At 70.7% G+C, this 23,683-nt stretch carries 22 protein-coding genes and 1 pseudogene; 20 read left to right on the top strand and 3 right to left on the bottom strand.

Translation table 11 applies throughout. The features are described from left to right. Window positions 1-4 precede the first annotated feature (4 nt). The 6 genes from J2Z79_RS03600 (at window position 5) to J2Z79_RS03575 (ending at window position 6,743) form a co-directional block, all read left to right on the top strand. Window positions 5-982 (top strand): molybdopterin-binding protein, encoded by a 978-nt coding sequence (locus J2Z79_RS03600; protein WP_209465491.1) that lies wholly within the window; start codon window positions 5-7, stop codon window positions 980-982. A gap of 69 nt (window positions 983-1,051) precedes the next feature. Continuing rightward, entirely contained in the window at window positions 1,052-1,525 is a 474-nt protein-coding gene (locus tag J2Z79_RS03595; protein WP_209465490.1) for an HAD family hydrolase, read from the top strand. A gap of 24 nt (window positions 1,526-1,549) precedes the next feature. Further along, on the top strand, window positions 1,550-3,664 hold the full coding sequence (locus tag J2Z79_RS03590; protein WP_209465489.1) for a molybdopterin-containing oxidoreductase family protein: 2,115 nt from the start codon (window positions 1,550-1,552) through the stop codon (window positions 3,662-3,664). A gap of 52 nt (window positions 3,665-3,716) precedes the next feature. Continuing rightward, window positions 3,717-5,039 (top strand): NfeD family protein, encoded by a 1,323-nt coding sequence (locus J2Z79_RS03585; protein WP_209465488.1) that lies wholly within the window; start codon window positions 3,717-3,719, stop codon window positions 5,037-5,039. A 44-nt stretch (window positions 5,040-5,083) separates the two neighbouring features. After that, window positions 5,084-6,076 carry a flotillin-like protein FloA gene (gene floA / locus J2Z79_RS03580; protein WP_209465487.1) on the top strand — a complete coding sequence of 331 codons (993 nt, stop codon included), beginning with the start codon at window positions 5,084-5,086 and terminating at the stop codon, window positions 6,074-6,076. Window positions 6,077-6,446: 370 nt separating this feature from the next. After that, window positions 6,447-6,743, top strand: a complete 297-nt coding sequence (locus tag J2Z79_RS03575; protein ID WP_209465486.1) for a hypothetical protein — start codon at window positions 6,447-6,449, stop codon at window positions 6,741-6,743. Between the two features lie 62 nt (window positions 6,744-6,805). On the opposite strand, the gene J2Z79_RS03570 is transcribed toward J2Z79_RS03575, so the two are convergent. Further along, window positions 6,806-7,858: a hypothetical protein gene (locus tag J2Z79_RS03570; RefSeq protein ID WP_209465485.1), complete on the bottom strand. Its 1,053-nt coding sequence runs from the start codon at window positions 7,856-7,858 to the stop codon at window positions 6,806-6,808. 218 nt (window positions 7,859-8,076) lie between these two features. On the opposite strand from J2Z79_RS03570, the gene J2Z79_RS03565 reads away from it, so the two are divergent. The 4 genes and pseudogenes from J2Z79_RS03565 to J2Z79_RS19250 form a co-directional block, all read left to right on the top strand. Beyond that, window positions 8,077-9,321 carry an MFS transporter gene (locus J2Z79_RS03565; RefSeq protein WP_209465484.1) on the top strand — a complete coding sequence of 415 codons (1,245 nt, stop codon included), beginning with the start codon at window positions 8,077-8,079 and terminating at the stop codon, window positions 9,319-9,321. A gap of 145 nt (window positions 9,322-9,466) precedes the next feature. After that, window positions 9,467-10,327 carry a DegV family protein gene (locus J2Z79_RS03560; RefSeq protein WP_209465483.1) on the top strand — a complete coding sequence of 287 codons (861 nt, stop codon included), beginning with the start codon at window positions 9,467-9,469 and terminating at the stop codon, window positions 10,325-10,327. 421 nt (window positions 10,328-10,748) lie between these two features. Next, window positions 10,749-11,189, top strand: coding sequence for an OB-fold nucleic acid binding domain-containing protein (locus J2Z79_RS19255; protein ID WP_280953566.1), 441 nt, complete (start codon window positions 10,749-10,751; stop codon window positions 11,187-11,189). Further along, window positions 11,132-11,536, top strand: a pseudogene (locus J2Z79_RS19250) (amino acid--tRNA ligase-related protein); the annotation flags it as partial. The gene J2Z79_RS19255 and the pseudogene J2Z79_RS19250, both read left to right, overlap by 58 nt. A gap of 40 nt (window positions 11,537-11,576) precedes the next feature. On the opposite strand, the gene J2Z79_RS03550 reads toward J2Z79_RS19250, so the two are convergent. After that, a complete protein-coding gene (locus J2Z79_RS03550) occupies window positions 11,577-13,166 on the bottom strand; it encodes a CapA family protein (protein ID WP_209465482.1) in 1,590 nt (529 codons plus the stop codon). Window positions 13,167-13,408: 242 nt separating this feature from the next. Between J2Z79_RS03550 and yqfC the strand changes: the two genes are divergently transcribed. From yqfC to era, 8 genes are all read left to right on the top strand, one after another. After that, complete coding sequence (yqfC, locus tag J2Z79_RS03545) at window positions 13,409-13,705, top strand: sporulation protein YqfC (RefSeq protein WP_209465481.1); 297 nt, start codon at window positions 13,409-13,411, stop codon at window positions 13,703-13,705. 1 nt (window position 13,706) lies between these two features. Next, window positions 13,707-14,960, top strand: coding sequence for a sporulation protein YqfD (yqfD, locus tag J2Z79_RS03540; protein ID WP_209465480.1), 1,254 nt, complete (start codon window positions 13,707-13,709; stop codon window positions 14,958-14,960). Between the two features lie 5 nt (window positions 14,961-14,965). Then, entirely contained in the window at window positions 14,966-15,985 is a 1,020-nt protein-coding gene (locus J2Z79_RS03535; RefSeq protein ID WP_209465479.1) for a PhoH family protein, read from the top strand. 134 nt (window positions 15,986-16,119) lie between these two features. Next, complete coding sequence (locus tag J2Z79_RS03530; RefSeq protein WP_209465478.1) at window positions 16,120-18,282, top strand: HD family phosphohydrolase; 2,163 nt, start codon at window positions 16,120-16,122, stop codon at window positions 18,280-18,282. After that, the gene (gene ybeY, locus J2Z79_RS03525; protein ID WP_209465477.1) at window positions 18,233-18,703 is read left to right on the top strand and encodes an rRNA maturation RNase YbeY; all 471 of its coding nucleotides are present in this window, start codon (window positions 18,233-18,235) and stop codon (window positions 18,701-18,703) included. The genes J2Z79_RS03530 and ybeY overlap by 50 nt, the downstream gene beginning before the upstream one ends. Further along, window positions 18,700-19,203, top strand: coding sequence for a diacylglycerol kinase family protein (locus J2Z79_RS03520; RefSeq protein WP_209465476.1), 504 nt, complete (start codon window positions 18,700-18,702; stop codon window positions 19,201-19,203). The genes ybeY and J2Z79_RS03520 overlap by 4 nt, the downstream gene beginning before the upstream one ends. After that, window positions 19,200-19,613, top strand: a complete 414-nt coding sequence (locus tag J2Z79_RS03515; RefSeq protein ID WP_209465475.1) for a cytidine deaminase — start codon at window positions 19,200-19,202, stop codon at window positions 19,611-19,613. Before J2Z79_RS03520 ends, J2Z79_RS03515 begins: the two co-directional genes overlap by 4 nt. Continuing rightward, window positions 19,610-20,560 carry a GTPase Era gene (gene era / locus J2Z79_RS03510; protein ID WP_209465474.1) on the top strand — a complete coding sequence of 317 codons (951 nt, stop codon included), beginning with the start codon at window positions 19,610-19,612 and terminating at the stop codon, window positions 20,558-20,560. Before J2Z79_RS03515 ends, era begins: the two co-directional genes overlap by 4 nt. A gap of 41 nt (window positions 20,561-20,601) precedes the next feature. Here era and J2Z79_RS03505 read toward each other — a convergent pair whose 3' ends face one another. Beyond that, window positions 20,602-21,117 (bottom strand): hypothetical protein, encoded by a 516-nt coding sequence (locus J2Z79_RS03505; RefSeq protein ID WP_209465473.1) that lies wholly within the window; start codon window positions 21,115-21,117, stop codon window positions 20,602-20,604. 130 nt (window positions 21,118-21,247) lie between these two features. Between J2Z79_RS03505 and J2Z79_RS03500 the strand changes: the two genes are divergently transcribed. Together J2Z79_RS03500 and J2Z79_RS03495 are read left to right on the top strand one after the other, a co-directional pair. Next, window positions 21,248-22,543, top strand: coding sequence for a glycoside hydrolase family 18 protein (locus J2Z79_RS03500; protein WP_209465472.1), 1,296 nt, complete (start codon window positions 21,248-21,250; stop codon window positions 22,541-22,543). 67 nt (window positions 22,544-22,610) lie between these two features. Next, entirely contained in the window at window positions 22,611-23,354 is a 744-nt protein-coding gene (locus J2Z79_RS03495; RefSeq protein WP_209465471.1) for an alpha/beta fold hydrolase, read from the top strand. Window positions 23,355-23,683: the final 329 nt, after the last annotated feature.

The raw sequence follows: 23,683 nt of genomic DNA, 5'->3' as shown, positions 1-23,683 counted from the left end.
CTTCATGTTCACACTGCGCGTCGTACCCACAGAAGAAGCCGTCGGCCTCATGCTCGCGCACGATCTCACCCGCATCGTCCCCGGCGAGGGGAAGGGCCCCGCCTTCCGGCGGGGGCACGTTGTCACGGCTGCCGACATCTCGCTCCTGCTGGCCATGGGCAAGGAGCACCTCTACGTGTGGGAGCCGCTGCCCGGCATGGTCCACGAGGAGGAGGCGGCCCGGCGGCTGGCCGCGGCCGGGGCCGGCCAGGGGCTCACCTGGGACTCGCCCGCGGAGGGCAAGGTCAGCCTCAGGGCCGCGCACCGGGGCCTGCTGCGCGTCGACGTCGCCCGCCTGGAGGCGATCAACGCGATCGGCGAGATCACCATCGCGACCCGCCGCGACGCCACGCTGGTGGAGGCCGGCACCGTCGTGGCCGGCTGCAAGGTGACCCCCCTGGTCGTGGCCGAGGAGCAGATCGCCCGGGCCGAGGCCATGGGCCCGTGGATCCAGGTGAAGCCGCTGGCGCCGCTGCCGGCGGGGCTGATCGTCACCGGCAGCGAGGTGTTCAAGGGCCGCATCCCCGACAAGTTCGGCCCGGTGGTGGAGGAGAAGCTGGAGCGGTTCGGCTGCCCGGTGGTCTACAAGGCCTACAGCGACGACCAGGCCGACCGGACGGCCGCCAAGATCCGCGAGGCGCTCGCCGCAGGCGCCAGAATGGTGCTCTGCACCGGCGGCATGTCGGTGGACCCGGACGATGCGACCCCCGGGGCGATCCGCCGGGCGGGCGCCCAGGTGGTCACCTACGGCGTGCCCTTCCTGCCCGGATCGATGTTCATGATGGCCTACCTCGAAGGCGTGCCGGTGATGGGCCTGCCCGGCGCCGTCATGTACGAGAAGGAGACCGTGTTCGACCACGTGCTGCCCCGGGTCCTGGCGGGCGAGATCCTGACGAAGCAGGACTTCGTGCGCATGGGCCACGGCGGGCTGCTGCCGCGGTAGCGATCCCGCGGGCGGGCCACGGCGGGCTGGTGCCGGGCCTCGATCCCGCGGGCGGAGGAGGCGAGGAGCGTGCTCGAACTGCGGGTTCCCGGCCGGGATCCCATCACGGTGGAACATCTCGTGCTGGACTTCAACGGCACCCTGGCCGTTGACGGGGTGCTCCTGCCCGGGGTGGCGGAGCGGATCCGAGAACTGGCCGGGCACCTCGCCGTGCACGTGATCACGGCCGACACCTATGGGGGCGCCCGGGCCCAGACCGCCGGCCTGCCGGTGACCCTGCAGGTCATCGGGCCGGGCGACCAGACCGCGGCCAAGCGGGCGCTGGTGGAGGCGCTGGGCCCGGACTCGGTGGTGGCCGTGGGCAACGGGGCCAACGACCGGCTGATGCTGGAGCGGGCCGCGCTCTCCATCTGCGTGCTGGAGGCCGAGGGTGCGGCCACGGCCGCACTGCTGGCGGCCGACGTCGTCGTGCGGTCGCCCGTCGAGGCGCTGGACATGCTGGTCCGGCCGGGGCGGCTCGCCGCAACGCTGCGTGTTTCGTGACTTCACGGGGGAGGAGGACCTGCGATGAGGGGAACCAAGCCTGAGAGCCGGAACGGGTCGGAGGACGTCGTGGTGAAGCGGGCCGTCTGCCCCCACGACTGCTGGGACACGTGCTCGATGCTGGTCCACGTGAAGGACGGGCGGGCCGTGCGCGTGATGGGCGACCCGGACCACCCGGTGACCCGGGGGTACCTGTGCGTCAAGACCAACCACTACGAGGAGCGGGTCTACAGCCCCGACCGGGTACTCTACCCGATGAAGCGGGTGGGGCCGAAGGGCGCCGGGCAGTTCGAGCGCATCTCCTGGGACGAGGCCCTTACGACCATCGCCGCCCGGTTCCGGGCTATCATCGCCGAGTACGGGGCGGAGGCGATCCTGCCCTACTCCTACGCCGGCACCATCGGCACGCTGCAGTACGGCTCCATGGACCGGCGCTTCTTCCACCGGGTCGGGGCGACCCGGCTGCAGCGGACCATCTGCTCGGCCGCGGGCTCGGCGGCGGTGAAGTCCGTGCTGGGCGTCCGCATGGGGCCCGACCCGGAGGATATGGTCCACGCCAAGCTCATCGTGGTCTGGGGCGTCAACGTCATCTCCTCCAACCCGCACCAGTGGCCGATCATCCAGGAGGCCCGGCGCCGCGGGGCCACGCTGGTCGTCATCGACCCCTACCGCTACAAGGCGGCGCGGGAGGCGGACTGGCACGTCTCGCCCCGCCCGGGCACCGACGCGGCCCTGGCGCTGGGGATCATGCACGTGCTGGTGCGGGAGGACTGGCTCGACCGGGACTACATCGAGCGGTACACCACCGGTTTCGACCACCTGGCCCGGAAGGTGGCGGAGTGGCCGCCGGAGCGCGCCGCGGCCGTGACCGGCATCGCCGCGGACGACATCGTCCGCCTCGCCCGGCTCTGGTGGGAGAGCCGCCCGGCGGTGCTGCGGGTGGGCTACGGCCTGCAGCGGCACACCAACGGCGGCTCCACCGTGCGCGCCATCTGCATGATCCCGGGCCTCACCGGCCACTGGCGGGACCGGGGCGGCGGCTTCCTGCTTTCCAACTCCGGCTCTTACGGCCTCAACTCCGACGCCCTGGAGCGGCCCGACCTCATGCCGACGCCGGCCCCGCGCACCGTCAACATGATCGAGCTGGGCAAGGCGCTCACCGAGCTGCAGGACCCGCCCATCAAAGCGATCATGGTTTACAACTCGAACCCCGCGAGCGTCGCGCCGAACCAATCGCGGGTGCTGGCAGGTCTATCCCGTGAAGACCTGTTCACCGTGGTACACGAGCAGCTCTTCACCGATACTTGCAAGTGGGCGGACATCGTGCTGCCGGCCACGACCCAGTTCGAGCACACGGACCTGATGACGTCCTACTGGCACCTGTACGTGCAGCTGAACGAGCCGGTCATCGAGCCCCTCGGGGAGGCGGTTCCCAACACCGAGCTCTTCCGCCGGCTGGCCCGGGCCATGGGCTTCACCGAGCCCTGCTTCAGCGACAGCGACGAGGACCTGATCCGCCAGGCGCTCTCCAGCGGCAGCCCCTACCTCGAGGGGATCACGCTGGAGCGGCTGAGGGAGGAGCGGAGCATCAAGGTCAACCGGCCGGCGGCGCCCTTCGCCGAGGGCGGCTTCGGCACCCCGTCCGGCAGGCTGGAGTTCTACTCGGAGGCCCTGGCGGCCGCCGGGCTGGACCCCGTGGTGGAGTACACGCCGCCGGCCGAGTCCGTCGACGGCTCGCCCGAGCTGGCCGCCCGCTACCCCATCGCCCTGATCACCCCGGCGGCGCACCACTTCCTGAACAGCACCTTCGCCAACCTGCCCCGCATGATGGAGCGGGAGGGGGCGCCCACGATCTACCTGAACCCCGTGGACGCCGAGGCCCGGTCCATCCGCTCGGGCGACTGGGTCAGGGTCTTCAACGACCGCGGCTCCGTGCGGCTGCAGGCCCGGGTGGGCGACTGGTCGCAGCCCGGGGTGGCGATCTCGCCCACCATCTGGTGGTCCCGCTTCATGCCCGACGGCGTCGGCATCAATGTGCTGACGCTGGACCAGCCGGCCGACATGGGGGGAGGCGCCTCCTTCCACACCAATCTGGTGCAGGTGGAGCCGGCCGAGCCGCCCGTGGAGCCATCACGCTGAGCGACCGGGGCGCGGGGGAGCCCCCCGGTCGCAGACCTGGAGGTGACTTCCCATGCGCCAGCGACTCGCGCGCCTTCCCGTCGCCGCCCTGCTCCTGGCCCTCTTCCTGGCCCTGGCCGCGGCGCCGGCTGCCCTGGCGGCAGACGGCGGCCAGAAGGTATACGTACTCCGGATCGACCAGGGGCAGGTTATCGATGTAGGGCTGGCCCAGTTCGCCGACCGCGTCTTCGACGAGGCGGAGGCCGATCCCGCCGCCGTCGGGATCGCCGTGGTGCTGGACACGCCGGGCGGCTACGTCGACGCCGCCGCCCGCATCAAGGACCGGCTGCTGGCCTCCCGGAAGAAGACCATCGCCTACGTGGCGAACGACGCCATCTCCGCCGGGGCGCTGATCGCCACCGCGGCCGAGTACCTCTATATGCACCCCGGCTCGGTGATCGGCGCGGCGGAGCCCCGCACCGTCGCCACGAACCAGACCGCCGACTACAAGGCGCTCTCGGTGGTGGTCAACTACTTCACCTCGGCGGCGGAGGCCCGCAGGCGCGACGTGGCGATCGCCAGGGCTTTCGTTGACAAGGACCATCCCATCCCCGGTCAGACGGACGTGCTGCTCACCCTGACCTACCAGCACGCGGTGGAGACCGGCTACGCCAACGGCGTCGCCGAGAGCCTGAACGACGCCATCCGGAAGGCCGGCATCGACCAGTTCGAGCTGGTCGAGCCGCAGTGGACCTTCTCCGAGCAGGTGGGCCGGGTGCTCACCACCCCCTGGGTGGCGATTCTGCTGCTGGTGGCGGGCGTGATCGCCCTCGGCATCGAGTTCACGCAGCCGGGCCTCACCGGCCCGGCCGCCGTCGGGATCGTCTGCCTCTCCCTGTTCTTCATCGGCAACGCCCTGGTGGGCACGGCGGGCTGGGTGGAGATCGCCCTGGCCGTGAGCGGCCTGGTGCTGCTGCTGGTGGAGCTGTTCACGCCCGGTTTCGGCATCTTCGGCCTCTCGGGGATCGCCGCCTTCGGCGCGGCGATCTTCCTGGCCGCCCCGTCGCCGGAGTTGGCCGGGCGGTACCTGATGTGGACGGCCATCGCCAGCGCAGTGGTGCTCTTCGCCGCCATCCGGGCCATCAGCCGGCGCGGCCTGGGCCGCATGCTCACCCTCTCCGAGGCGGCGAAGGACTGGTCCGCCCAGTCGCCGGACCGGTCACGGCTGGTGGGGCAGGAGGGGCGAACCGTCACCGTGCTCCGCCCGGCGGGTACGGCCGTCTTCGGCGACCAGCGGCTGGACGTGGTGACGGAGGGCGAGTTCGTCCCCGCCGGCGTGCCGGTGCGGGTCATCCGGGTGGATGGTACCCGCATCGTGGTGCGGTCCATCGAGTAGGCTGCGTGCCAAGGTGTCAGGAATAGGTGCAAGGAGGTATGCCCATGGCTGAGTTCGCCTTCATCATCCCGACCTTTCTCGTGATCCTGCTCCTGGTGCTCTTCTTCAGCTTCGTCCCCGTCGGTCTCTGGATCTCGGCCGCAGCGGCGGACGTGCGGGTCGGCATCTTCTACATGATCGGCATGAAGCTGCGCCGGGTGCCGCCCCATCGCATCGTCAACGCGCTGATCAAGGCGGAGAAGGCCGGGCTGGAGATCAGCATCGACAAGCTGGAGGCGCACTACCTGGCCGGCGGCAACGTCGACCGGGTGGTCAACGCTCTGATCGCCGCCCAGCGGGCCGGCATTGACCTGGTCTTCGAGCGGGCGGCGGCCATCGACCTGGCCGGGCGCGACGTGCTCGAGGCGGTGCAGATGTCGGTCAACCCCAAGGTCATCGAGACCCCGGTGGTGGCCGGCGTCGCGCAGGACGGCATCGAGCTGAAGGCCAAGGCCCGGGTGACGGTGCGGGCTGACATCAACCGGCTCGTCGGCGGCGCCGGTGAGGACACGATCATCGCCCGCGTCGGCGAGGGCATCGTGACCACCATCGGCTCGGCGGCCAGTCACAAGCAGGTGTTGGAGAACCCGGACTCGATCTCCCGCACCGTCCTGGCCAAGGGCCTGGACGCGGGCACCGCCTTCGAGATCGTCTCCATCGACATCGCCGACGTGGACGTCGGCGCCAACATCGGCGCCCGGCTGCGGGCCGACCAGGCCGAGGCCGAGAAGGTGATGGCGCAGGCCAAGGCCGAGGAGCGGCGCGCGATGGCCGTGGCCGAGGAGCAGGAGATGCGGGCCGAGACCCAGCGCATGCGGGCCAGGGTGGTCGAGGCGGAGGCCGAGGTGCCGCGGGCCCTGGCGCAGGCGCTGCGCGAAGGCCGGATCGGCGTGATGGAGTACCTGCAGATGCAGAACATCCAGGCCGACACGGCGATGCGGGAGGCGCTGGGCGGCGGCAAGTCGGGCGGGCAGTCCGGCGGCGAGGACCAGAAGTAGGTGATGCGTCCTGGATGATCTGATCGTCGTTATTCTGTTGATGGCGGTGAGCGGCGTCTGGTCCTCGATCCAGCGGCGCGGGCAGGGCGACCGGCGGGCGCGGGGGCGCGCGACCCGGGGCTGGCCGCAGACGCCCGGCCGCGCGGACCGGCCTGCACCGGAGGCGTCTCCCGGCGGGCGGCGCCACCGGCCCGCCGAGGGAAGGCAGGTGCCCCCCTGGCCTGAGGGGACGCCCCGCGCGCCTTCCAGTCCGCCCGTTCATGATCCGGGGACCGAGGGTGCCCGCACCGGGGGAGCGCGCGCCGCGGGCATCGGCAGTGAGGGTGTCCGCACAGCGGGATCCCGCGCTGCACGGTTCGGGACCGAGGGCGTGCGGAGTGAGGGCTTCGGGACCGAGGGCATCCGCACCGAGGGGGTGCAGTCCGAGGGCTTCAGCAGCGAGTGGCATGATCGAGAGGGTGTCGGGGCGTCCGCCCCTCTGGGGGCCCGGTCGCCGTCGGCTGGGCGGGAAGGCCCCGACAGCGCCGCGGAGGCCCCTGCCCTGGCCGGGCCGGCTCCGTCGCCGCTGGCCGCGCAGCTTCTGGACCGCGAGGGGCTGGCCCGGGCCGTGCTGCTGGCGGAGGTTCTCGGCAAGCCCCGGGCGCTGCGCCCCTACGGCAGAAGGTAGTTTGAGGTGTGACAGAAGCGCAGGGGCCCGGCGTGCCAGCCAGGCCCCTGCGCCCTTCTCGTTCAGTGCAACACCTCGGTGAGGATCGGAGACAGGGCCTCCCTCAGGTCCTGCACCCACCCGGCCACGCGCTCGAGCAGCCCCTCGCCGGACAGGTCGGCGAAGGGGTGGCCCACCTGCACTGCAGCAGTGTAGGCGTCCCAGTCGAGCCGCCCCAGGCGGGCCGCATCGACCTCGCCCACCGGAATCTGCTGCTCGTCTGCGGCCGACCAGAGCCGGAGCACGGGCTGCGGGCGCAGGGACCGCAGCGCGGCCGGCAGAGGGCCGTCCTCCTGCAGCGCCGCCCGGAGTCGCTGGTGTGCGGCGCCGCCCGGTTCAAGCCAGAAGGCGATCTGCAGCTCGGCCGGTTCCAGGTTCAGGGCGATGCGCAGGAAGTCGCCGTCCCCCTGCCCGGCGCCGGCGTAATCGCGGAAGCAGAAGCCGGCCAGCAGGTCCTGCGGGCGCGCCGCGCGCAGCAGCCGGCCGCCCGCCGCAAGGCTGGCCTCGAGCTGCGTGAAGAACTCCTCGGCCTGCCGGTAGAACGCGCCCAGGTCGCGCAGCGCCCGCGGGGCTGCCGCCAGCAGCTCTGGCGTGAAGCCCGTGAAGTAGGCGATCCCCGCCTCGGGCAGGTAGGCGCGGAACTGGCGCAGCAGGAAGCCGGTCCTGCTCTCGGGGTCGTACTGCTCGGCCATCCGGGCGAGCCAGCGGTCCAGCCGCTCCCATGAGAGCCAGCGCACCTCGGGCGACGCACCCCCGGCGGGGGCACCGGCGCTGATGACCAGGAGCCTGCCCCCGTCGCCTGCCAGGTCGCCGGCCGCGGCCGGCGGCTCCTCGCCCGGGGCCACTGCGGCCAGCCAGAGCCGCCCCTGCGCCAGAGCGATCTCGCCCACGCCCTGGGGCGCCCCGGGGGCAGGGTAGCGGAACTCCGCATCCCCGGCGCCGGCTCCATCCAGCCCCGCCAGGTCCAGCAGCCCGGCGAGCACGTCCCGGTCGGTGTGCTCCAGCACCGCCATGAGCGCCGGGGTCAGAGCGCCGGCCGCGCCGCCGGCCGAAAACAGGTTGACCAGAAAGGACACCCCCCGTACCTAGTCTGCCCACCCGCCCGCGCCCCCATCGACAGGGTGCAGCGACCCGTCGACGGCCGCAGGGGGCAATCAGCCGGAGACCGGCCGGGGCCGCCCGGTCGTACCAAGGTACGATGCCCCTGCGCCCCGCAGGTACGATCTCAGGCAGGCCGCTCCCCCGGTACGATAGGGTCAGCCAAAACCGTAGGTCTGGCCGGGGGTGACGGGCTGTGCAGCGCTACCTGTCCCTGTTCCGGAACCGCAACTTCCTGCTTCACTGGCTGGCCGGGGCCACGTCCAACATCGGCGACTTCTTCAACAGCCTCGCCGTGGTGAAGCTGCTGAGCCAGGACCCCGCGCATCTGGGCCTCTACACCTCGCTGATCATGGCCAGCAAGATGGTCCCTGCGCTTGTCCTGGGCCCCCTGGCCGGTTCGGTGGCCGACCGCCTGCCGCGCAAGGCCGTGATGGTGGCGGCCGACCTGGTGCGCGCCGCGCTGGTGCTCGGGCTGGTGTTTGCCGGCCACCCGGCGGCGGTGATCGGCCTGGTCTTCGCCGCGGCGGTGGCGGCTGCATTCTTCCAGCCCGCCAACTCGGCCCTGCTGCCCAGCCTCGTGGAGCAGGAGCAGCTGGTCACGGCCGGGTCCCTGAACGTGATGACCCAGCGGCTTGCCATGCTGCTGGGGAACGGCCTGGGGGCGGCGGTGCTGATGCTCGTCGGGCCGCAGGGCATCTTCGCCATCAACGCCGCGACCTACCTCGCCTCGGCCCTGCTGCTCTCGGGCCTGCGGCTGCCGGTCGCGGCCCCGGCCGGTGCGGCTGCGCAGCCGGGAGGGACCTCGCCCCTCGCCCGCCTGGCGGCCGACCTGCGGGAGACGGCCGCCGTGGTGCGGGCGAGCCCGCAGCTCCGCCACCTGCTAATCGGCCTCGGCATCGCCAACCTGGGCGACTCGGGAACGAACGTCCTGTTCGTCACCTTCTTCACCGTCACGCTGGGCGTGGCGACGGAGCAGCTGGGCTTCGTCTGGGCGGCCTTCGGCGGTGCGGCAATGCTCGGCTCCCTCGCCATCGGCGCCGTCGGCCACCGCGTCCACTGGCGGCACCTGTTCAGCTTCGCCTGCGTCTACTTCTGGTTCACGGCTACCGGCGCGATGCTGGCCAGCAGCCTCATCCCCAGCACCGCCTTCCTCACGCTGATGGGGCTGGGCAGCGGGGCGATCAACGTCGGCCTGCAGGTGGCCGTGGCCGAACTGGTGCCCGACCACATCCGCGGCCGGGTGTTCGGCACGTGGAACACCGTCAGCGCCCTGATCATGGTCTCCGGGAACCTGGTCGCGGGCGTCCTGGCGGACCGGGTCGGGCCGGCCGTCACGATGATGGGTTTCGCCCTCGCCTACCTGGCCGCGGGGATCTACGGCCACTTCAACCTGCGGCCCCGGGAGGAGGCGGCGGCCGCCGAGGCACGGGCGAGCTGAGGGAGGGGACCGGCGGCTTGCGCCGAGGCTCGGGCGAGCCACCGTCCCCGTCGGAAAAGGACAGTCCCTTGACTCGTTGAATGTGCTAATATAAAGCAATAACACCCTGCAGGATAGAGTGCACCTGTGACGGAGGTCATCGGTTATGCCCGGAATTCGCATCATCACGGACTCAACCGCCGATCTGAGCCCCGAGCTGCTGGCTGCCAACGACGTGCGGGTGGTGCCCCTCCTGGTCCAGTTCGACGAGGAGTCCTACCGGGACGGGGTGGAAATGAACCCGGACCGGCTGTTTCGGATGGTGGCCGAGCGGAACAAGCTGCCCAAGACGGCCAGCCCCGGGCCCGCCGCCTTCCGCGAGGCCTTTGCGGAGGCGACGGCCGACGGCAGCCAGGCGCTCTTCATCGGCATCTCCGCGAAGTTCTCGGCCACGCTCCAGAACGCGCAGATCGCGGCATCGGAGTTCCCCGAGGGCCAGGTACGGGTCTTCGACTCCCGGAACCTCTCCACGGGCATCGGGCTGCAGGTGCTCCACGCCTGTGACCTGGTCCGCGCGGGCAAGTCGATGGAGGAGATCCTCGCGGACCTGGAGGCCTACCAGGCCGGCGTGCGCACGGCGTTCGTGATCGACACCATGGAGTACCTGCACAAGGGTGGCCGCTGCAGCGGTGTGGCCGCTCTTGTCGGTACCCTGCTCAAGATCCGGCCGGTGATCTCCGTCGTCGACGGCGGCATGATCGTCGCAGCCAAGGTCCGCGGCGCCCGCAGAAAGGCGCTCGAGTGGATGCTGGAGCGGTTCGCCGAGGACGCGGCGAAGGGCAGGGTGCGCCCGGAGCGGGTCTTCGTGACGAGCCCCGACGCGCCGCACGAGGACGCACCCTACATGGTCGAGGAGGTCCGGCGCATCCTGCCGGACGTGAAGGAGGTCATCGTGACCCGGGCCGGCGCGGTCATCGGCAGCCACTGCGGCCCCGGCACCATCGGCATCCTGTACGCGACCAAGTAGCCGGTGCGACCCCGGGGCGAGAACCGCCCCGGGGTTCCATGTTCCGACCAGTTGACAGCGCGATGCGGGATGCGTAATCTTGCTCACATACGGCACAAGGTGATGAAGAGGGCGGGGGACATCCCCCGCGGCGCAGGCCGTCTCGGGCACAGAGAGCGGAACGCACGGTGCGAGTTCCGTCCTGGAGAGACCTGCGTCAAAGGCCTCGGAGCTGCCTCCCGAACGCCCGGCGGCTGCCGGGTCAGTAGACGAGGACGGTTCTCCCCCGATAGCGGGAGCAAGGCATCCCCCGTGCGGGCGTGCCGGGTTGAGGTGGGCCGCGTCTCAGGCGGCCAAGTTGGGTGGTACCGCGGAGCAAAGGCCTCCGTCCCTGCGCAGGGACGGAGGCCTTGTCATTTTTCTGTATAGGAGGGTTTCAACGATGCAATCGCGCGAAGAGCAGCTGCAGGAGGCACGCCGGGCCAAGATCGCGGCCCTGCGGCAAGCCGGGGTGGACCCCTTCGGCGGCCGGTTCGCCGACCGCCGCCTGGTGGGAGACCTGATCCGGGCGTACGGGGCGGCCACAGCTGACGAGCTGGATGCCACCTCCGTCCCCGTGCGGATCGCCGGCCGGGTCGTCAGCCAGCGGTCCCACGGCAAGGCGGGCTTCGCCCACCTGCAGGACGGCTCGGGCCGCCTGCAGATCTACCTGCGCCTTCCCGAGCTCGGCGACGCCTCGCGCCTGATCTGGGAGCAGCTGGACCTGGGCGACATCGTCGGCGCCGAGGGCCGGCTGATGCGCACCCGAACCGGCGAGTTGACACCGGGCACCCGGTGGAGACCTCACCCCTGGCCAAGCGCGATCCCCGTGACCCCCGCCTGACCGAGCGGTTCGAGCTCTACGTCCAGGGGCGGGAGCTGGCCAACGCCTTCTCCGAGCTGAACGACGCCGAGGACCAGCGCAGTCGGTTCGAGGCGCAGCTCGCCCAGCGGCGGGCCGGCGACGAGGAGGCCCATCCGATGGACGAGGACTTCCTGGCCGCCCTGGAGGTGGGCCTGCCGCCTACCGGCGGGCTGGGCATCGGCGTGGACCGGCTGGTCATGCTCCTGACCGGGGCGCCGTCCATCCGGGACGTCATCCTGTTTCCTACGCTGCGGGAACGGCCGGAGGATCAGCGTGATCGCGGCGAAGCGGAGCCGGAGGGCGGGGCCGCGGACGGGATGCCTTAGTGCCCGCGTGTGGTGTCTGCCGGATGCCCGTGCCGCCCGGTTACCAGCCTGAGATCTCCTGCATCTTCGCCCGCAGCCGCGCGGCCTCATCGCCCTCCAGCAGGTAGGGCTGCTCGGCCTCGATCCAGACCGGGCGGACCTCCACCTGCTTCACGCCGTCCGGGCCGACCAGGAAGTCCAGGATCATCGACTCCCGGGCCAGGTCGGTGTCCTGCCGGTCCATGACGAAGTTGCCCAGGCTGTAGGCGATCACCCTGCCGCCATAGATCTCGAACCCCTGGATGGCGTGGGGGTGGTAGCCCAGCACCAGGTCCGCGCCCTGGTCCACCATGTACCGGGCCAGCCTCTGCTGCTCCTCGATGGGGTAGTTGGTGAACTCCACCCCCCAGTGGAGGGCGACGGCCACCACGTCGGCCACCGCGCGCGCCGCCCGGATGTCCTCCGCCAGCCAGTCCTCCCGGATGGCCGGCACGCCCGGGCGGTCCTCGGTCGCGGCGAAGCTGCGCGGGTAGTCCCAGTCGAAGAAGAGGTCGGCGAACTCGCTGTAGCCCAGGAAGGCGACGCGGACGCCCCTGGCCTCCAGCACCAGCGGCCGGCGGGCCTCAGCCAGGTTCCGGCCGCCGCCGGTCCAGGGGATGCCGGCCTCCGCCAGCAGGTCCAGCGTCTCCAGGAAGTTCTCCTCGTCGTAGTCCATGATGTGGTTGTTGGCCACCGTCACCCCGTCCAGCCCTGCCGCCTTCAGCACCTCGACGGCCTCCGGCGCCGCCCGGAACCAGATCTGCTTGCCCGGCAGCGGGCTGCCCTTCACGCCGATGGGCGACTCCAGGTTGGCGAAGGCCAGGTCCGCAGCCGAGAGGTGGTCCATCACCTTCAGGATGGGGTAGAGCGTGCCGTTCTCCCGCATGGCCCGGGCGACGCCCCGGGCGAGCATGAGGTCGCCGGCCACCGAGAGCGAGATCCAGTCGCCCTGAATGCCGCCGGCCTGTCCGGCCTGACTCGATCCGCCCGCGCCGTTGTCCAGGCCCGTCTGCAGCGGCTCCCTGAGCGGCGCCACCCGGTCGGCCGCCTCGGGCCGGTAGGCCAGGAACAGCCGGTCCGCCAGCGGGTACTCGCCGGACCGTACGGTCTGCGGGGTCGGGACGACGCCGTCCACCGGCACCGCCCGCCAGCCCGGGTGCAGGTCGGCCAGCCGGCCCGCCGCCAGGGCGCCGCGGCCCGGCTCGCCGGGCGATCCGAGGGTGGGGAGCAGGGCGCGGGCCTCGTCCAGGGTCAGCGCCATCGGCTCGTCCAGCCAGCCCTGCAGGATGACGTGCTCCCGGGCCGTCAACGGGAAGGAGGCGTAAACGGGGGGCGGCTCGCCGTCCACCACGGCCGCGTCGGCTTCGCCCCGCGCCAGCGCCGCCGCCGGCTGGTCGGTGCGGAGAACCTCCACGCCGCCCAGGGCGGGCAGCGGCAGGTCCGGGGGCGCGGCCAGGACCAGCGCGCCGAAACCGGAGCCGTTGGCAGTGCCCCCGTCCTGCCGGCCGTCGTCCGGGCTGGTCCGAGGTGCAGGAGCCCGGCTGCATGCGGCGAGGATCATCAGCACGGCCAGGACTGCCGGCAGCAGCCTGACCGATCTGTGCGTTCTCATGGGGGGACCTCCCTTCTCGGGAGAGATTCGTCCCGATGATGGCCTATCCCCTTCTATTGTGACCCGGGGCTGCTTTCACCATTTGGCGTCCACATCCCCGATCCCTTGCGGGTGCCGGCCGGTGCGCCCGCCCGTCGCCAGGGAATCCCCCGCCGCCGGGCCCCACAGCCCACTTCTACCCCGCCCCCCTGTCCGCATACCCTCCAGGTGGACGTGCCATCGCGGAGGGAGGGGGTGGCCCCTTGCAGCAGCGGCGGAGCAGGCTGAGGGAGCGGCTGGTCGCGCTCCTGGAGCTGCCGGGCGACGTGGTGTTGGACGTGCCCCGGGCGACCCTGATCGGCAGCGCCGAGCTGGTGGTGGAGAACCACCGGGGGCTGGTGGAGTACCGGCCCGACCGGGTGGTGGTGAAGGTGCACGACGGGCGGATGGCCATCGACGGCGACGACCTGCGCATCGGCTACCTGTCGCCGGACCAGGTGGTGCTGCACGGGCGGATCAGCGGGCTGCGGTACGTCCCGCCGGAAGGGGGCGGGGCGTGACATGCTGCGGCGGATTCTGCGGTACGCCCTGGGCACGCTCCGCATCGAAGTGTCGGGCGGTGCGGTCGAGCAGTTCCTCAACCTCTGCCTGGAGGCGGACATCCGGCTGTGGGACGTGCGCCGGTGGCCCGAACGCATGCAGGCGACCATGATGCTCCCTGACTTCTTCCACCTCCGTCCCATCGCGCGGGCCAGCCGCTGCCGGGTGCGCGTCCGGGAGCGGCGGGGGCTGCCGTTCCTGGCGCGGCGGGTGCGGCGGCGGCCCTTCCTCCTGGCGGGCGCCGTCGGCGGCCTGGCCGTGCTGGTCTGGGCGGGGAGCCACCTCTGGGTGGTGGACGTGCGCATCAGCGGCCCCGGCTTCCTCGACCCGCGGGCCGTGCTGGCGGTGGCGGCGGAGGCGGGGCTGCGCCGCGGCGCCTGGAAGGCCCGGGTCGACCCCGACCAGGTGGAGCAGCACCTGAAGGCGAAGGTCGAGGAGATCTCCTGGGCGGTGGTCCGGGTCGACGGGACCCGTGCCGTGATCGAGGTGGTGGAGAAGGGCGCGGTAACCCCGCCGGATCAGGCGCTCTGCGTCCACCTGGTCGCCCGGAAGTCCGGCGTCGTGGAGCAGGTGATCCCCTTCCAGGGGGAGCCGCTGGTGAAGAAGGGGGACGTGGTGCAGGCCGGCGACATGCTGGTGGAGTGCGCCCTGCGCTACTGGGCCGGCGGCCGGCCGGCCGTCATCCCGGGCATGCCGCTGCCGCCCCGGGAGGATCTGGCGCGCACCGTCGTCGCCCAGGCCACCGTGCGCGCACGGGTGGCCTACCAGCAGTATTATGAGTACCCGCTGGTGGAAGAGGTGAAGGAGCCAACCGGCAGGCGGTACGCCCAGTGGGTTTTGAACTGGAACGGCCGGTCCATAATACTTCGCGGGCGCGGACCCGTTCCGTACGCGGACTACGAGGTCTCCACCCGGACCATCTCCCCGGGCGAGTGGAGGAATTGGAAGCCACCTGTCGAACTCGTGATTCGTGAGGTCGCGGAGGTCACGACACGGGCCGAGCCGGTGCCGGTGGACGTGCTGACGGAGCGGGCGCGCGCCGCCATGGAGCGCCGCCTGGCCTGGATGCTGGGGCCGAACGACCGCATCGCCACCCCGCTCCAGGCCAGAGTCGTTCAGCAGGAAGGCGGTTATGCCGGAATCCTGGTCACGGTCGAGACGATCGAAGAGGTCTCCGCCCCCCTGGAGGGGCCGATGATAACCATGGGCAGGTGACCGGGTTGGATGAGACCCTGGAACGGCGGGTACTGATTGCAGACAACGCCAGGGCGCGCGAGCTGTTCGGGTTGAACGACTCGCATCTGCGACATATTGAAGAGAGCTTTAACGTACTGCTCGTGCCCAGGGGCAACGAGGTGATCGTGAAGGGACCGGAGGCGGAGGTCGGCCGCGTGATGCGGCTGTTCGAGCGGCTGACCGCCATCCAGGACCGGGGGGGACGGGTGACGGAACGCGACGTGCGCTATGCGGTCCGCCTGGCCAGCGAGGGGGACGAGAAGCCGCTGGCCGAGGCGTTCACCGACGTGATCGTCACGACGTATCGGGGCAAGCAGATCCGGCCCAAGACCCTGGGGCAGAAGGAGTACGTCGACGCCATCCGCCGCAGCGGCGTCACCTTCGGCATCGGGCCGGCGGGCACCGGGAAGACCTACCTGGCGATGGCCGTGGCCGTGGCGGCCTTCAAGGCCAAGGAGGTCGCCCGCATCATCCTCACCCGCCCGGCCGTGGAGGCGGGTGAGAAGCTCGGCTTCCTGCCCGGCGACATGCAGCAGAAGGTCGACCCCTATCTGCGCCCGCTCTACGACGCCTTATTCGACATCATGGGTTCAGAGACGTACGAGCGGCTGCTGGACCGGGGCGTCATCGAGGTGGCCCCCCTCGCCTTCATGCGGGGCCGCACGCTGGACGATTCGTTCATCATCCTCGACGAGGCGCAGAACACCACGCCCGAGCAGATGAAGATGTTCCTCACGCGCATGGGCTTCGGTTCCCGCATCGTCGTGACCGGCGACGTCACGCAGATCGACCTGCCCGAGGGGACCCGTTCGGGCCTCGTCGAGGTTCAGCGGATCCTGCGCAACGTCCCGGGCATCAGCTTCTATTACCTGACCGAACGCGATGTGGTGCGCAACGACCTCGTCCAGCTGATCATCAAGGCCTACGAGGCCGCAGGGGGCGGTGGGACTGGCTTGCTTCCGCCTCGGCCCCGGGCCGGTCAGCCGGGTGGGGCGGAGACCTAGACAGAGATGGGAGGTAGGGGGACGGTAAAGCCAGACCCTCCCACATCAGATCTATGCGTATATGGCAACAGATCCGTGAACGTGTGGAGAACCTGACCCGACAGAATCGCTGGAAGAACTCCCGAGTACGCAAGGTGGTCTGGGGGGTTCTCTTCTTCGCGCTCCTGACTCTGGCGCTGGGGAACCTGTCCTCCCCGAAGCGTCTCGACGTGCAGGTGGGCGACATCGCCCCGCGGAGCGTGCGCGCTCCGCGGCCCGTGTACAACCGCATCCTCACCGACGAGCGGCGGGCGGCCGCCGCGGCCAACGTCAGCCCCGTCTACAAGCGGGAGCTCGCGGTGCTGGAGAGCGCCCAGCAGCACGTCAACTGGATCTTCACCGAGATCCGCCGCGTGCGGGGCCTTACCGACGTCGACGCCGCCTCCCGGACGCAGGACCTGGCCGACCGGATCCGGCTCTCCGTGCTGCCCCCCGAGACGTACGCCGCCCTGCTGACGGTGGACGACGCCTTGGTTGATGCCGCGGAGGCTCAGGCTTTGGCGCTGCTCCAGACGGCGCTGGGCGAGGATGTCTACCCGCGCGACGTCACCCGCATCAAGGGGGGCATCGAGAGCGGCGCGGCACCCTTCACCCTCGACCTCGGCGACCCGGCGCTCACCCAGTTCGTCCGCGAGTTGGTGAAGAGCCGCATCGAGGCCAACATGGTCGAGGACCAGGAGCAGACCGACTGGCTGATGCAGCGCGCCGCCCAGGAGGTGCCGGAGGTCTGGTGGCAGCCGGGCGAGCTGATCATTGAGGCCGACAAGCCCATCACCCAGGACCAGTACGAGGCCCTCGTCGAGCTGGGCCTCGTGGGGCAGCAGGCCAGCTACTTCAGCTGGGCGGGGTCTGCCCTGATCGCGCTGGTGGTGGTGGGCGTGATGGCGCTCTCCATCAGCCGCTTCCGCCCGGAGCTTCTGGAGCGGGACTCCAAGCTGCTGCTGCTGGGGCTGATCGGGTTCATCACGCTCTTCCTCTCGCTGGCGATGAGCCTCTTCTCCGTGCAGCTCGGCGACGGGGCCGCCTATCTGATGCCGGTGGCGCTCAACGCCGTCCTGGCGGCGATCCTGCTGGACTCCCGGGTGGCCCTCCTCCAGTCCGTGATCATCGCCGTGCTGCTCGGCCTGTTCACCACGGCAACGGACGTGGGCGGCGTGGCCGTGGCGGTGCTGGGCTCGGTGGCCGGCGTCTACGCCGTCGCCCGCGTGGAGAGCCGCAACGACCTCTACCGCGCCGGGCTCGTGGTGGGCATCGTCAACGCGCTGGCCATCCTGGCCCTGTACCTGCTGGAGTCGGCGCCCCTGCTCGACTGGGGGGTCTGGCGGGACGTCGCCCTGGGCGCGATCAACGGCCTGCTGGTGGCGATCCTCGCCACCGGCGCCCTGCCCTTCTTTGAGACGCTCTTCGGCATCGTGACGCCGCTGAAGCTCCTGGAGCTCTCCAACCCCAACCACCCGCTGCTGAAGCGGCTGATGGTGGAGGCGCCGGGCTCCTACCACCACACCATCCTGGTGGCCAACCTGTGCGAGGCGGCGGCTGAGGCGATCGGAGCAGACCCGGTGCTCGCCCGGGTCGGGGCATACTACCACGACATCGGCAAGATCAAGCGCCCGGCGTTCTTCGTGGAGAACCAGTTCGGCGGCGAGAACCCCCACGACAAGCTGCCGCCGAGCCTGTCGGCGATGATCATCACCAGCCACGTGAAAGAAGGGGTCGAGCTGGCCCGGGAGGCCGGCCTGCCCCAGGAGATCATCGACTTCATCCCCGAGCACCACGGCACCACGCTGGTCAGCTACTTCTACTACATGGCCTCGAAGAGCGGCCAGTCCGAGTATGTGCTGGAGGAGGACTTCCGCTACGAGGGGCCCAAGCCCCGCCGGCGGGAGACCGCCATCTGCATGCTGGCCGACGGCTGCGAGGCCTCGGTGCGGGCCATGCGCCAGAAGAGCCACCTGTCGCACGACCAGATCGAGCAGCAGGTGCGCAAGATCATCAACGACCGGCTCCAGCAGGGTCAGCTGGACAACTGCGACCTGACCCTGAAGGACCTGGACACGATCGCCAAGGTGTTCGTGAAGGTGTTGAGCGGCGTCCACCACGCCCGCATCGACTACCCCGGCCAGCAGAAGCAGGCGGCGAACGCCGGGCAGTCGCAGGGGCAGGAGGGTGGATCGCCCGCGCCGGGCGAGGCCGAGGAGGCAGTGAAGCATGGAGATCTGGATCAGCAACGAACAGGAGAAAGTGGACCTCGCGCCTGACCACGAGGCGTTGATTCAAAGGGTCGCTGAGCGGGCCCTCGAGCTGGCCGGGGCTCACCTGGGCCCCAACGTCTCGGTATCGATCACGCTGGTGGACGACGAGGCCATCACCGATCTGAACCGGGACCACCGGGGCCTCGCCAGCCCCACCGACGTGCTGTCGTTCTCGCAGCTGGAGGGGGAGGAGATGGGCGACCTGCCCGAGGGCGAGCCCCTTCCCCTGGGCGACATCGTCATCTCGCTGGAGCGCTGCCTTGCTCAGGCGGCGGACTACGGCCACTCCTTCGAGCGCGAGCTGGGCTTCCTCACGGCGCACGGCATGCTCCACCTGCTGGGTTGGGATCACCAGACGCCCGATGAGGAGGCGGCCATGATGGCCAAGACCGAGGAGATCCTCGGAGGCCTGGGGCTGAGCCGATGAGCGGCCGGCCCTTCCGGCATTCGGGGGTTCTCCCGCGCTTTCGCGATGCGGCGCTGGGGCTTTTCGTGGCTTACCGGGAGGAGCCGAACCTGCGCTTCCACGTGTTTGCGGCCGCCTGCGCCGGGGTGGCCGGCTGCGCGGTCTCGCTGCGCGGGTGGGAGGTGGCCTACCTGGGCGCGACCATTGCCCTGGTGCTGGCGGCGGAGCTGGTCAACACGGCGGTGGAGCGCGCCGTCGACCTGGCGGCCGGCGACCGCCGGCACCCGCTGGCCGCCGCTGCGAAGCAGGTGGCCTCCGGCGCGGTGCTCCTGACGGCCCTGCACGCCGCCTTCGCCGCGGTGGTGTTGTTTGGAGTGGAGCGGCGGCTCGGCCAGAGCGTCCAGGCAGTCCTGGCCCTGCTGGCCGGCCGGCCGCTGTTCGTCCTGCCGCCCGTCATCACGGGGCTGCTGGGGCTCCTGGGCGGGGCCCGGCGCCAAAGCCAGAGGAGGGATACCCCATGACCGATGCCGAGCTGATTGCGGCCGCACGCCTGGCGCGCGAGCAGGCCTACGTACCCTACTCTCACTTCCCGGTGGGGGCGGCGCTGCTGGCCGAAGACGGCAGGCTGTACACCGGCTGCAACATCGAGAACGCCAGCTTCGGGCTGACGAACTGCGCCGAGCGGACGGCGATCTTCAAGATGGTCAGCGACGGGCGCCGCCGCTTCACCGCGATCGCCGTCGTCGGTGACACCGAGGGCCCCTGCAGCCCCTGCGGCGCCTGCCGGCAGGTGATGAGCGAGTTCGGGCCCGACGCCCGGGTGATCCTGACCAACATGAAGGGCGACACGGTGGTCACCTCCGTGCGGGAGCTGCTGCCGGGGGCGTTCACGCCCGGCGACGTGCCGGCCACCAGGGAGGGCGACGCATGAGCCAGGAACCGTTCCGCTCCGGCTTCTGCTCCATCGTGGGCCGGCCCAACGTCGGCAAGTCCACCCTGCTGAACGCCTTCATCGAGGCCAAGCTGGCCATCATGTCTGACAAGCCGCAGACGACCCGCAACCGCATCCTGGGCGTCTACAACCGCCCGGGGGCGCAGGTGGTCTTCCTGGACACCCCGGGCATCCACAAGCCGCACCACAAGCTCGGGGAGTACATGAACCGGGTGGCCATCGGCACCATCCCCGAGGTGGACGTGGTGCTCTTCGTCGTGGACGGCTCCGTGCCCGAGCCGGGCGAGGGCGACCGCTACGTGGCCGAGGTGGTGGCCAACTCCGGCCGGAAGACGATCCTCGTGGTCAACAAGATGGACAAGGTGAAGCGGGGCGACTGGTACGCCGTGCTCGACGCCTACAAGGCGCTGGGCGACCCGGCCGTCCGCCACCCGGAGCCCAGGCCCGGCTCCAAGCCCATCGAGTGGCTGGACATCGTGCCGGTGTCGGCCCTGGAGCACAAGAACGTCGACCGGCTGCTGGACCTGATCGTCGAGCAGATGGAGGAGGGGCCGCAGTACTACCCCGAGGGCATGGTGACGGACCAGCCCGAGCGGTTCGTGATCGCCGAGTTCATCCGCGAGAAGATCCTCCAGCTCACCCGGGAGGAGGTTCCCCACTCGGTGGCGGTGGAGGTGGAGCAGCTCCAGCGCCGGGAGTCCGGCACCGTCTATGTGGGCGCCTCGATCTACGTGGAGCGCGACAGCCAGAAGGGGATCATCATCGGCAAGCGCGGGGCGATGCTGAGGGAGATCGGCGCCCGGGCGCGGCAGGACATCGAGGAGATGCTGGGCTCGAAGATCTTCCTGGAGCTGTTTGTGAAGGTGAAGGAGGACTGGCGGAACAAGGAGTCCGTGCTCCGGAGCCTGGGGTACCGGGAGGAGTAAAGCTGAGGACCCGGGAGCCATTGCTCCCGGGTCCGCTTCTCTCAGTGCGCCCACACAACGCTGCCCGTCGAGAGCGAGACCCACCCGGTCTCGCCTTCCTCCGTGCGGACCCACGCCCAGCAGTGCTGGTCGTCGCAGATCCACGCCCGGTTCAGCTTCTCCGGCGCATTGAACAGGTCGGCGATGGCCAGCCGGGTGCCGCCGGGCAGGCAGCGGATGACGCGGCCCTGGTCCTTCAGCCGCCAGGTCTCCACCCTGCCCGTCGTGAGGTCCACCGCGTAATACCCGGGTCCCGGAATCTCCATGGTGGAGTTGTACACGATGTGCTCGACCGCCTCCGGGGAGCGCGCGACCCCAAACCCGGCGCCAGGTCCGGCCGGCGCCTTCTCCTCTGCTGTTCCGGCTTTCCGGTTCTGTGGCGACGGGGCGTCGGCGGCGTCCTTCTGGCTTGCCCCTGTACCGGTGCCGTCCGGAACGGCCTGTCCGTCTCTGCCCGGCGTGCAGCTGGCCGCCAGCGCTGCCAGCAGCGCCAACACAACGAGCTGTTTCATGCGCATGTCAGCGTCCTCCCAGGTTGCCTTCACCTTTACGAACGAAGCGGTCGGCCGGCTGGTTACGCCGGTTCCCCGCGCTCCTTCCCGGCATACCATGATCCTATCTGGAATGCCCCATGGGAGGCTGAGCGCGATGCAGATTCACGTGGTCGAACCGGGGCAGTCGCTCTACAGCATCGCCCGCACCTACAGCGTGACGCCCGAGACCATCATCGAGGCCAACCAGCTGCGCGACCTGCCCTACCTGGTGGTCGGGCAGGCCCTCGTCATCCCCATCACCGGCCGGTACTACTGGGTCCAGCCCGGCGACTCCCTCTGGTCCATCGGCCAGCGCTTCGGCGTGGCACCCGCCGAGCTGGCCCGGATCAACGGCATCCCCCTCAACGCCCCCCTTCCCGTAGGCCTCAGGCTGTACATACCCCCGGGCCCCCGTCCCCGCAAGGAGGCCAACGCCTACGTGGAGCCCTTCGGCGAGAGCGTGAGCGCCAACCTGATCGCGGCGTCCCGGGAGGCTGTGCCCCACCTCACCTACCTCGCCCCCTTCAGCTACCGGGTGCAGCGGGACGGCACGCTCCAGGCGCCGCCGCTCGACGGCCTGCTGGAGATCGCCCGGGAGGGCGGCGCCGTGCCGATGCTGGTCGTGACCAACCTGGAGGAGGGGGGCTTCAGCGCCGAGCTGGGCCAGGCGATCCTCAACGACCAGGCGGTCCAGGACCGGCTGCTGCAGGACATCCGGCGGCTCATCCGCGAGATGGGCTTCCGGGACGTCCACTTCGATTTCGAGTTCCTGCGGCCGCAGGACCGGGAGGCGTACAACCGGTTCCTGCAGCGCGCCGCCGACCTCATCCACGCCGAGGGGGCGCTCATCTCCACCGCCCTGGCGCCGAAGCAGAGCGCCACGCAGGTGGGCCAGTGGTACGAGGCGCACGACTACGCCTTTCACGGCCGGACCGTAGACTTCGTCGTGCTGATGACCTACGAGTGGGGCTACAGCGGCGGCCCGCCCATGGCCGTGTCGCCCATCGACCAGGTGCGCCGGGTGCTGGACTTCGCCGTCACCCAGATCCCGCGCGAGAAGATCATGATGGGGCAGAACCTCTACGGCTACGATTGGACCCTGCCCTACCGGCCCGGGGGCGAGTTCGCCCGGGCCATCAGCCCGCAGCAGGCCATCCGCCAGGCCGCGCAGCGCGGCGTGGCCATCGAGTTCGACCCCAGGGCCCAGGCGCCGTTCTACCGGTACGTCGACGAGCAGGGCCGCACCCACGAGGTCTGGTTCGAGGACGCCCGCTCCATCCAGGCCAAGTTCGACCTGCTGCGGGAGATGGGCCTGCGGGGCATCAGCTACTGGAAGCTGGGCCTGGCGTTCCCGCAGAACTGGCTGCTGCTCGAGGACAACTTCACCGTGGCCAAGCGCGCCGCGGGGTAACGGTTGCTGAACGGACATTCCGGGAGACTAAAGGGGTGATGAGCACACGCTGAAGGAGCGGAAGCCCATGCCCCTGATTGCCGCACCGAACGGCGGCCCCCTGTTCTACGCCGAGTCCGGACCGGCCGCCGCCCGGCCGGTCCTGCTGCTGCACGCCGCCCTGCAGACCCACGAGTCGATGGCACCCCTGGTGGAGGTGCTGGAGCCCCTGGGCGTGCGGCTCGTGCGGCCGGACCTGCCTGGCCACGGGCGCTCCGAACTGCCCGGCGGCGGGTTGAAGGCCCTGTCCATCGGCGGGATGGCGGATGCTGTCGAGACGCTGATCGACCGGCTCGGGCTCGGCGCGCCCCTGGTGGTGGGTTACAGCCTGGGCGGCATCGTCGGGATCGAGCTGGGTCTGCGGGGCCGGGCAGCGGGGCTGGCGGTGCTGGCCTCCCGCATCCGCCCCGCCGCCGGCGCCAGGGCCACCTTCGCCCCGGAATCCATCCGGCAGCGCTCGCCGCTCTGGGCGCGGCAGCTGGCGGAGAAGCACGTCGCCACCCCCTGGGAGTCGCTGGCGGCCGCGCTGGGCGAACTGCTGGCCACCTGGCCTGGCTTCGACTCAGCGGCGCTGGCCGCCCTGCCCATCCCCCTCCTGGTGGTGCAGGGCGACAGGGACCAGATGGTGCCGCTGGAACAGGGGCGGGAGCTGGCCCGGCTGGCGCCCGGTGGCAGCTTCCGGCTGGTGCCCCGGGCGGGCCACCCGGAACTGCTCTACCGGGAGGAGACCCGCGTGGCAGTAAAAGACTTCATAGGGAAACTGTTGTGCTGAGTGGTTGCATCCGCCCGTCCACGTGTTTACAATACAGGAGGACGTTTCGATCAAGAGGCGCCCTGCGCATGGGGCGCCTTTCCTGGTGGCGCGATGGAGGAGGTGGTGCTGGATATGGACGCCGGGCCAAGTCTGGAATCGTGCAGTTTGCGGAACCCTGTAGGAGGCCCCTCCGTGTTCACAGCCCACCGCCGCGAACCGTCGCACAAGGTGAGGCTTACTGTCGCGCGTCGACGGTAGGCTTCGCCTCGGGTGGCTGTTCCTGCGATTCACCACGGCTGTGCGGGCCTCCGCATGGCCGTCTTCTCTTTTCCGGGGAGGCGGCCCAC

Origin of the sequence: Symbiobacterium terraclitae (assembly GCF_017874315.1) — a bacterium.
Classification (GTDB): domain Bacteria; phylum Bacillota; class Sulfobacillia; order Symbiobacteriales; family Symbiobacteriaceae; genus Symbiobacterium; species Symbiobacterium terraclitae.
Note: the sequence above shows the minus strand (reverse complement) of the source record. Positions and strands in the feature narration are given on the sequence as shown.

Bases quoted from the DNA above. Each gene is read 5' to 3' on its own strand.
- J2Z79_RS03600 (WP_209465491.1), top strand. From the start codon at position 5: ATGTTCACACTGCGCGTCGTACCCACAGAAGAAGCCGTCGGCCTCATG.
- J2Z79_RS03590 (WP_209465489.1), top strand. From the start codon at position 1,550: ATGAGGGGAACCAAGCCTGAGAGCCGGAACGGGTCGGAGGACGTCGTG.
- J2Z79_RS03585 (WP_209465488.1), top strand. From the start codon at position 3,717: ATGCGCCAGCGACTCGCGCGCCTTCCCGTCGCCGCCCTGCTCCTGGCC.
- floA (WP_209465487.1), top strand. From the start codon at position 5,084: ATGGCTGAGTTCGCCTTCATCATCCCGACCTTTCTCGTGATCCTGCTC.
- J2Z79_RS03560 (WP_209465483.1), top strand. From the start codon at position 9,467: ATGCCCGGAATTCGCATCATCACGGACTCAACCGCCGATCTGAGCCCC.
- J2Z79_RS19255 (WP_280953566.1), top strand. From the start codon at position 10,749: ATGCAATCGCGCGAAGAGCAGCTGCAGGAGGCACGCCGGGCCAAGATC.
- J2Z79_RS03550 (WP_209465482.1), bottom strand. From the start codon at position 13,166: ATGAGAACGCACAGATCGGTCAGGCTGCTGCCGGCAGTCCTGGCCGTG.
- yqfD (WP_209465480.1), top strand. From the start codon at position 13,707: ATGCTGCGGCGGATTCTGCGGTACGCCCTGGGCACGCTCCGCATCGAA.
- ybeY (WP_209465477.1), top strand. From the start codon at position 18,233: ATGGAGATCTGGATCAGCAACGAACAGGAGAAAGTGGACCTCGCGCCT.
- J2Z79_RS03520 (WP_209465476.1), top strand. From the start codon at position 18,700: ATGAGCGGCCGGCCCTTCCGGCATTCGGGGGTTCTCCCGCGCTTTCGC.
- J2Z79_RS03515 (WP_209465475.1), top strand. From the start codon at position 19,200: ATGACCGATGCCGAGCTGATTGCGGCCGCACGCCTGGCGCGCGAGCAG.
- era (WP_209465474.1), top strand. From the start codon at position 19,610: ATGAGCCAGGAACCGTTCCGCTCCGGCTTCTGCTCCATCGTGGGCCGG.
- J2Z79_RS03505 (WP_209465473.1), bottom strand. From the start codon at position 21,117: ATGCGCATGAAACAGCTCGTTGTGTTGGCGCTGCTGGCAGCGCTGGCG.
- J2Z79_RS03500 (WP_209465472.1), top strand. From the start codon at position 21,248: ATGCAGATTCACGTGGTCGAACCGGGGCAGTCGCTCTACAGCATCGCC.
- J2Z79_RS03495 (WP_209465471.1), top strand. From the start codon at position 22,611: ATGCCCCTGATTGCCGCACCGAACGGCGGCCCCCTGTTCTACGCCGAG.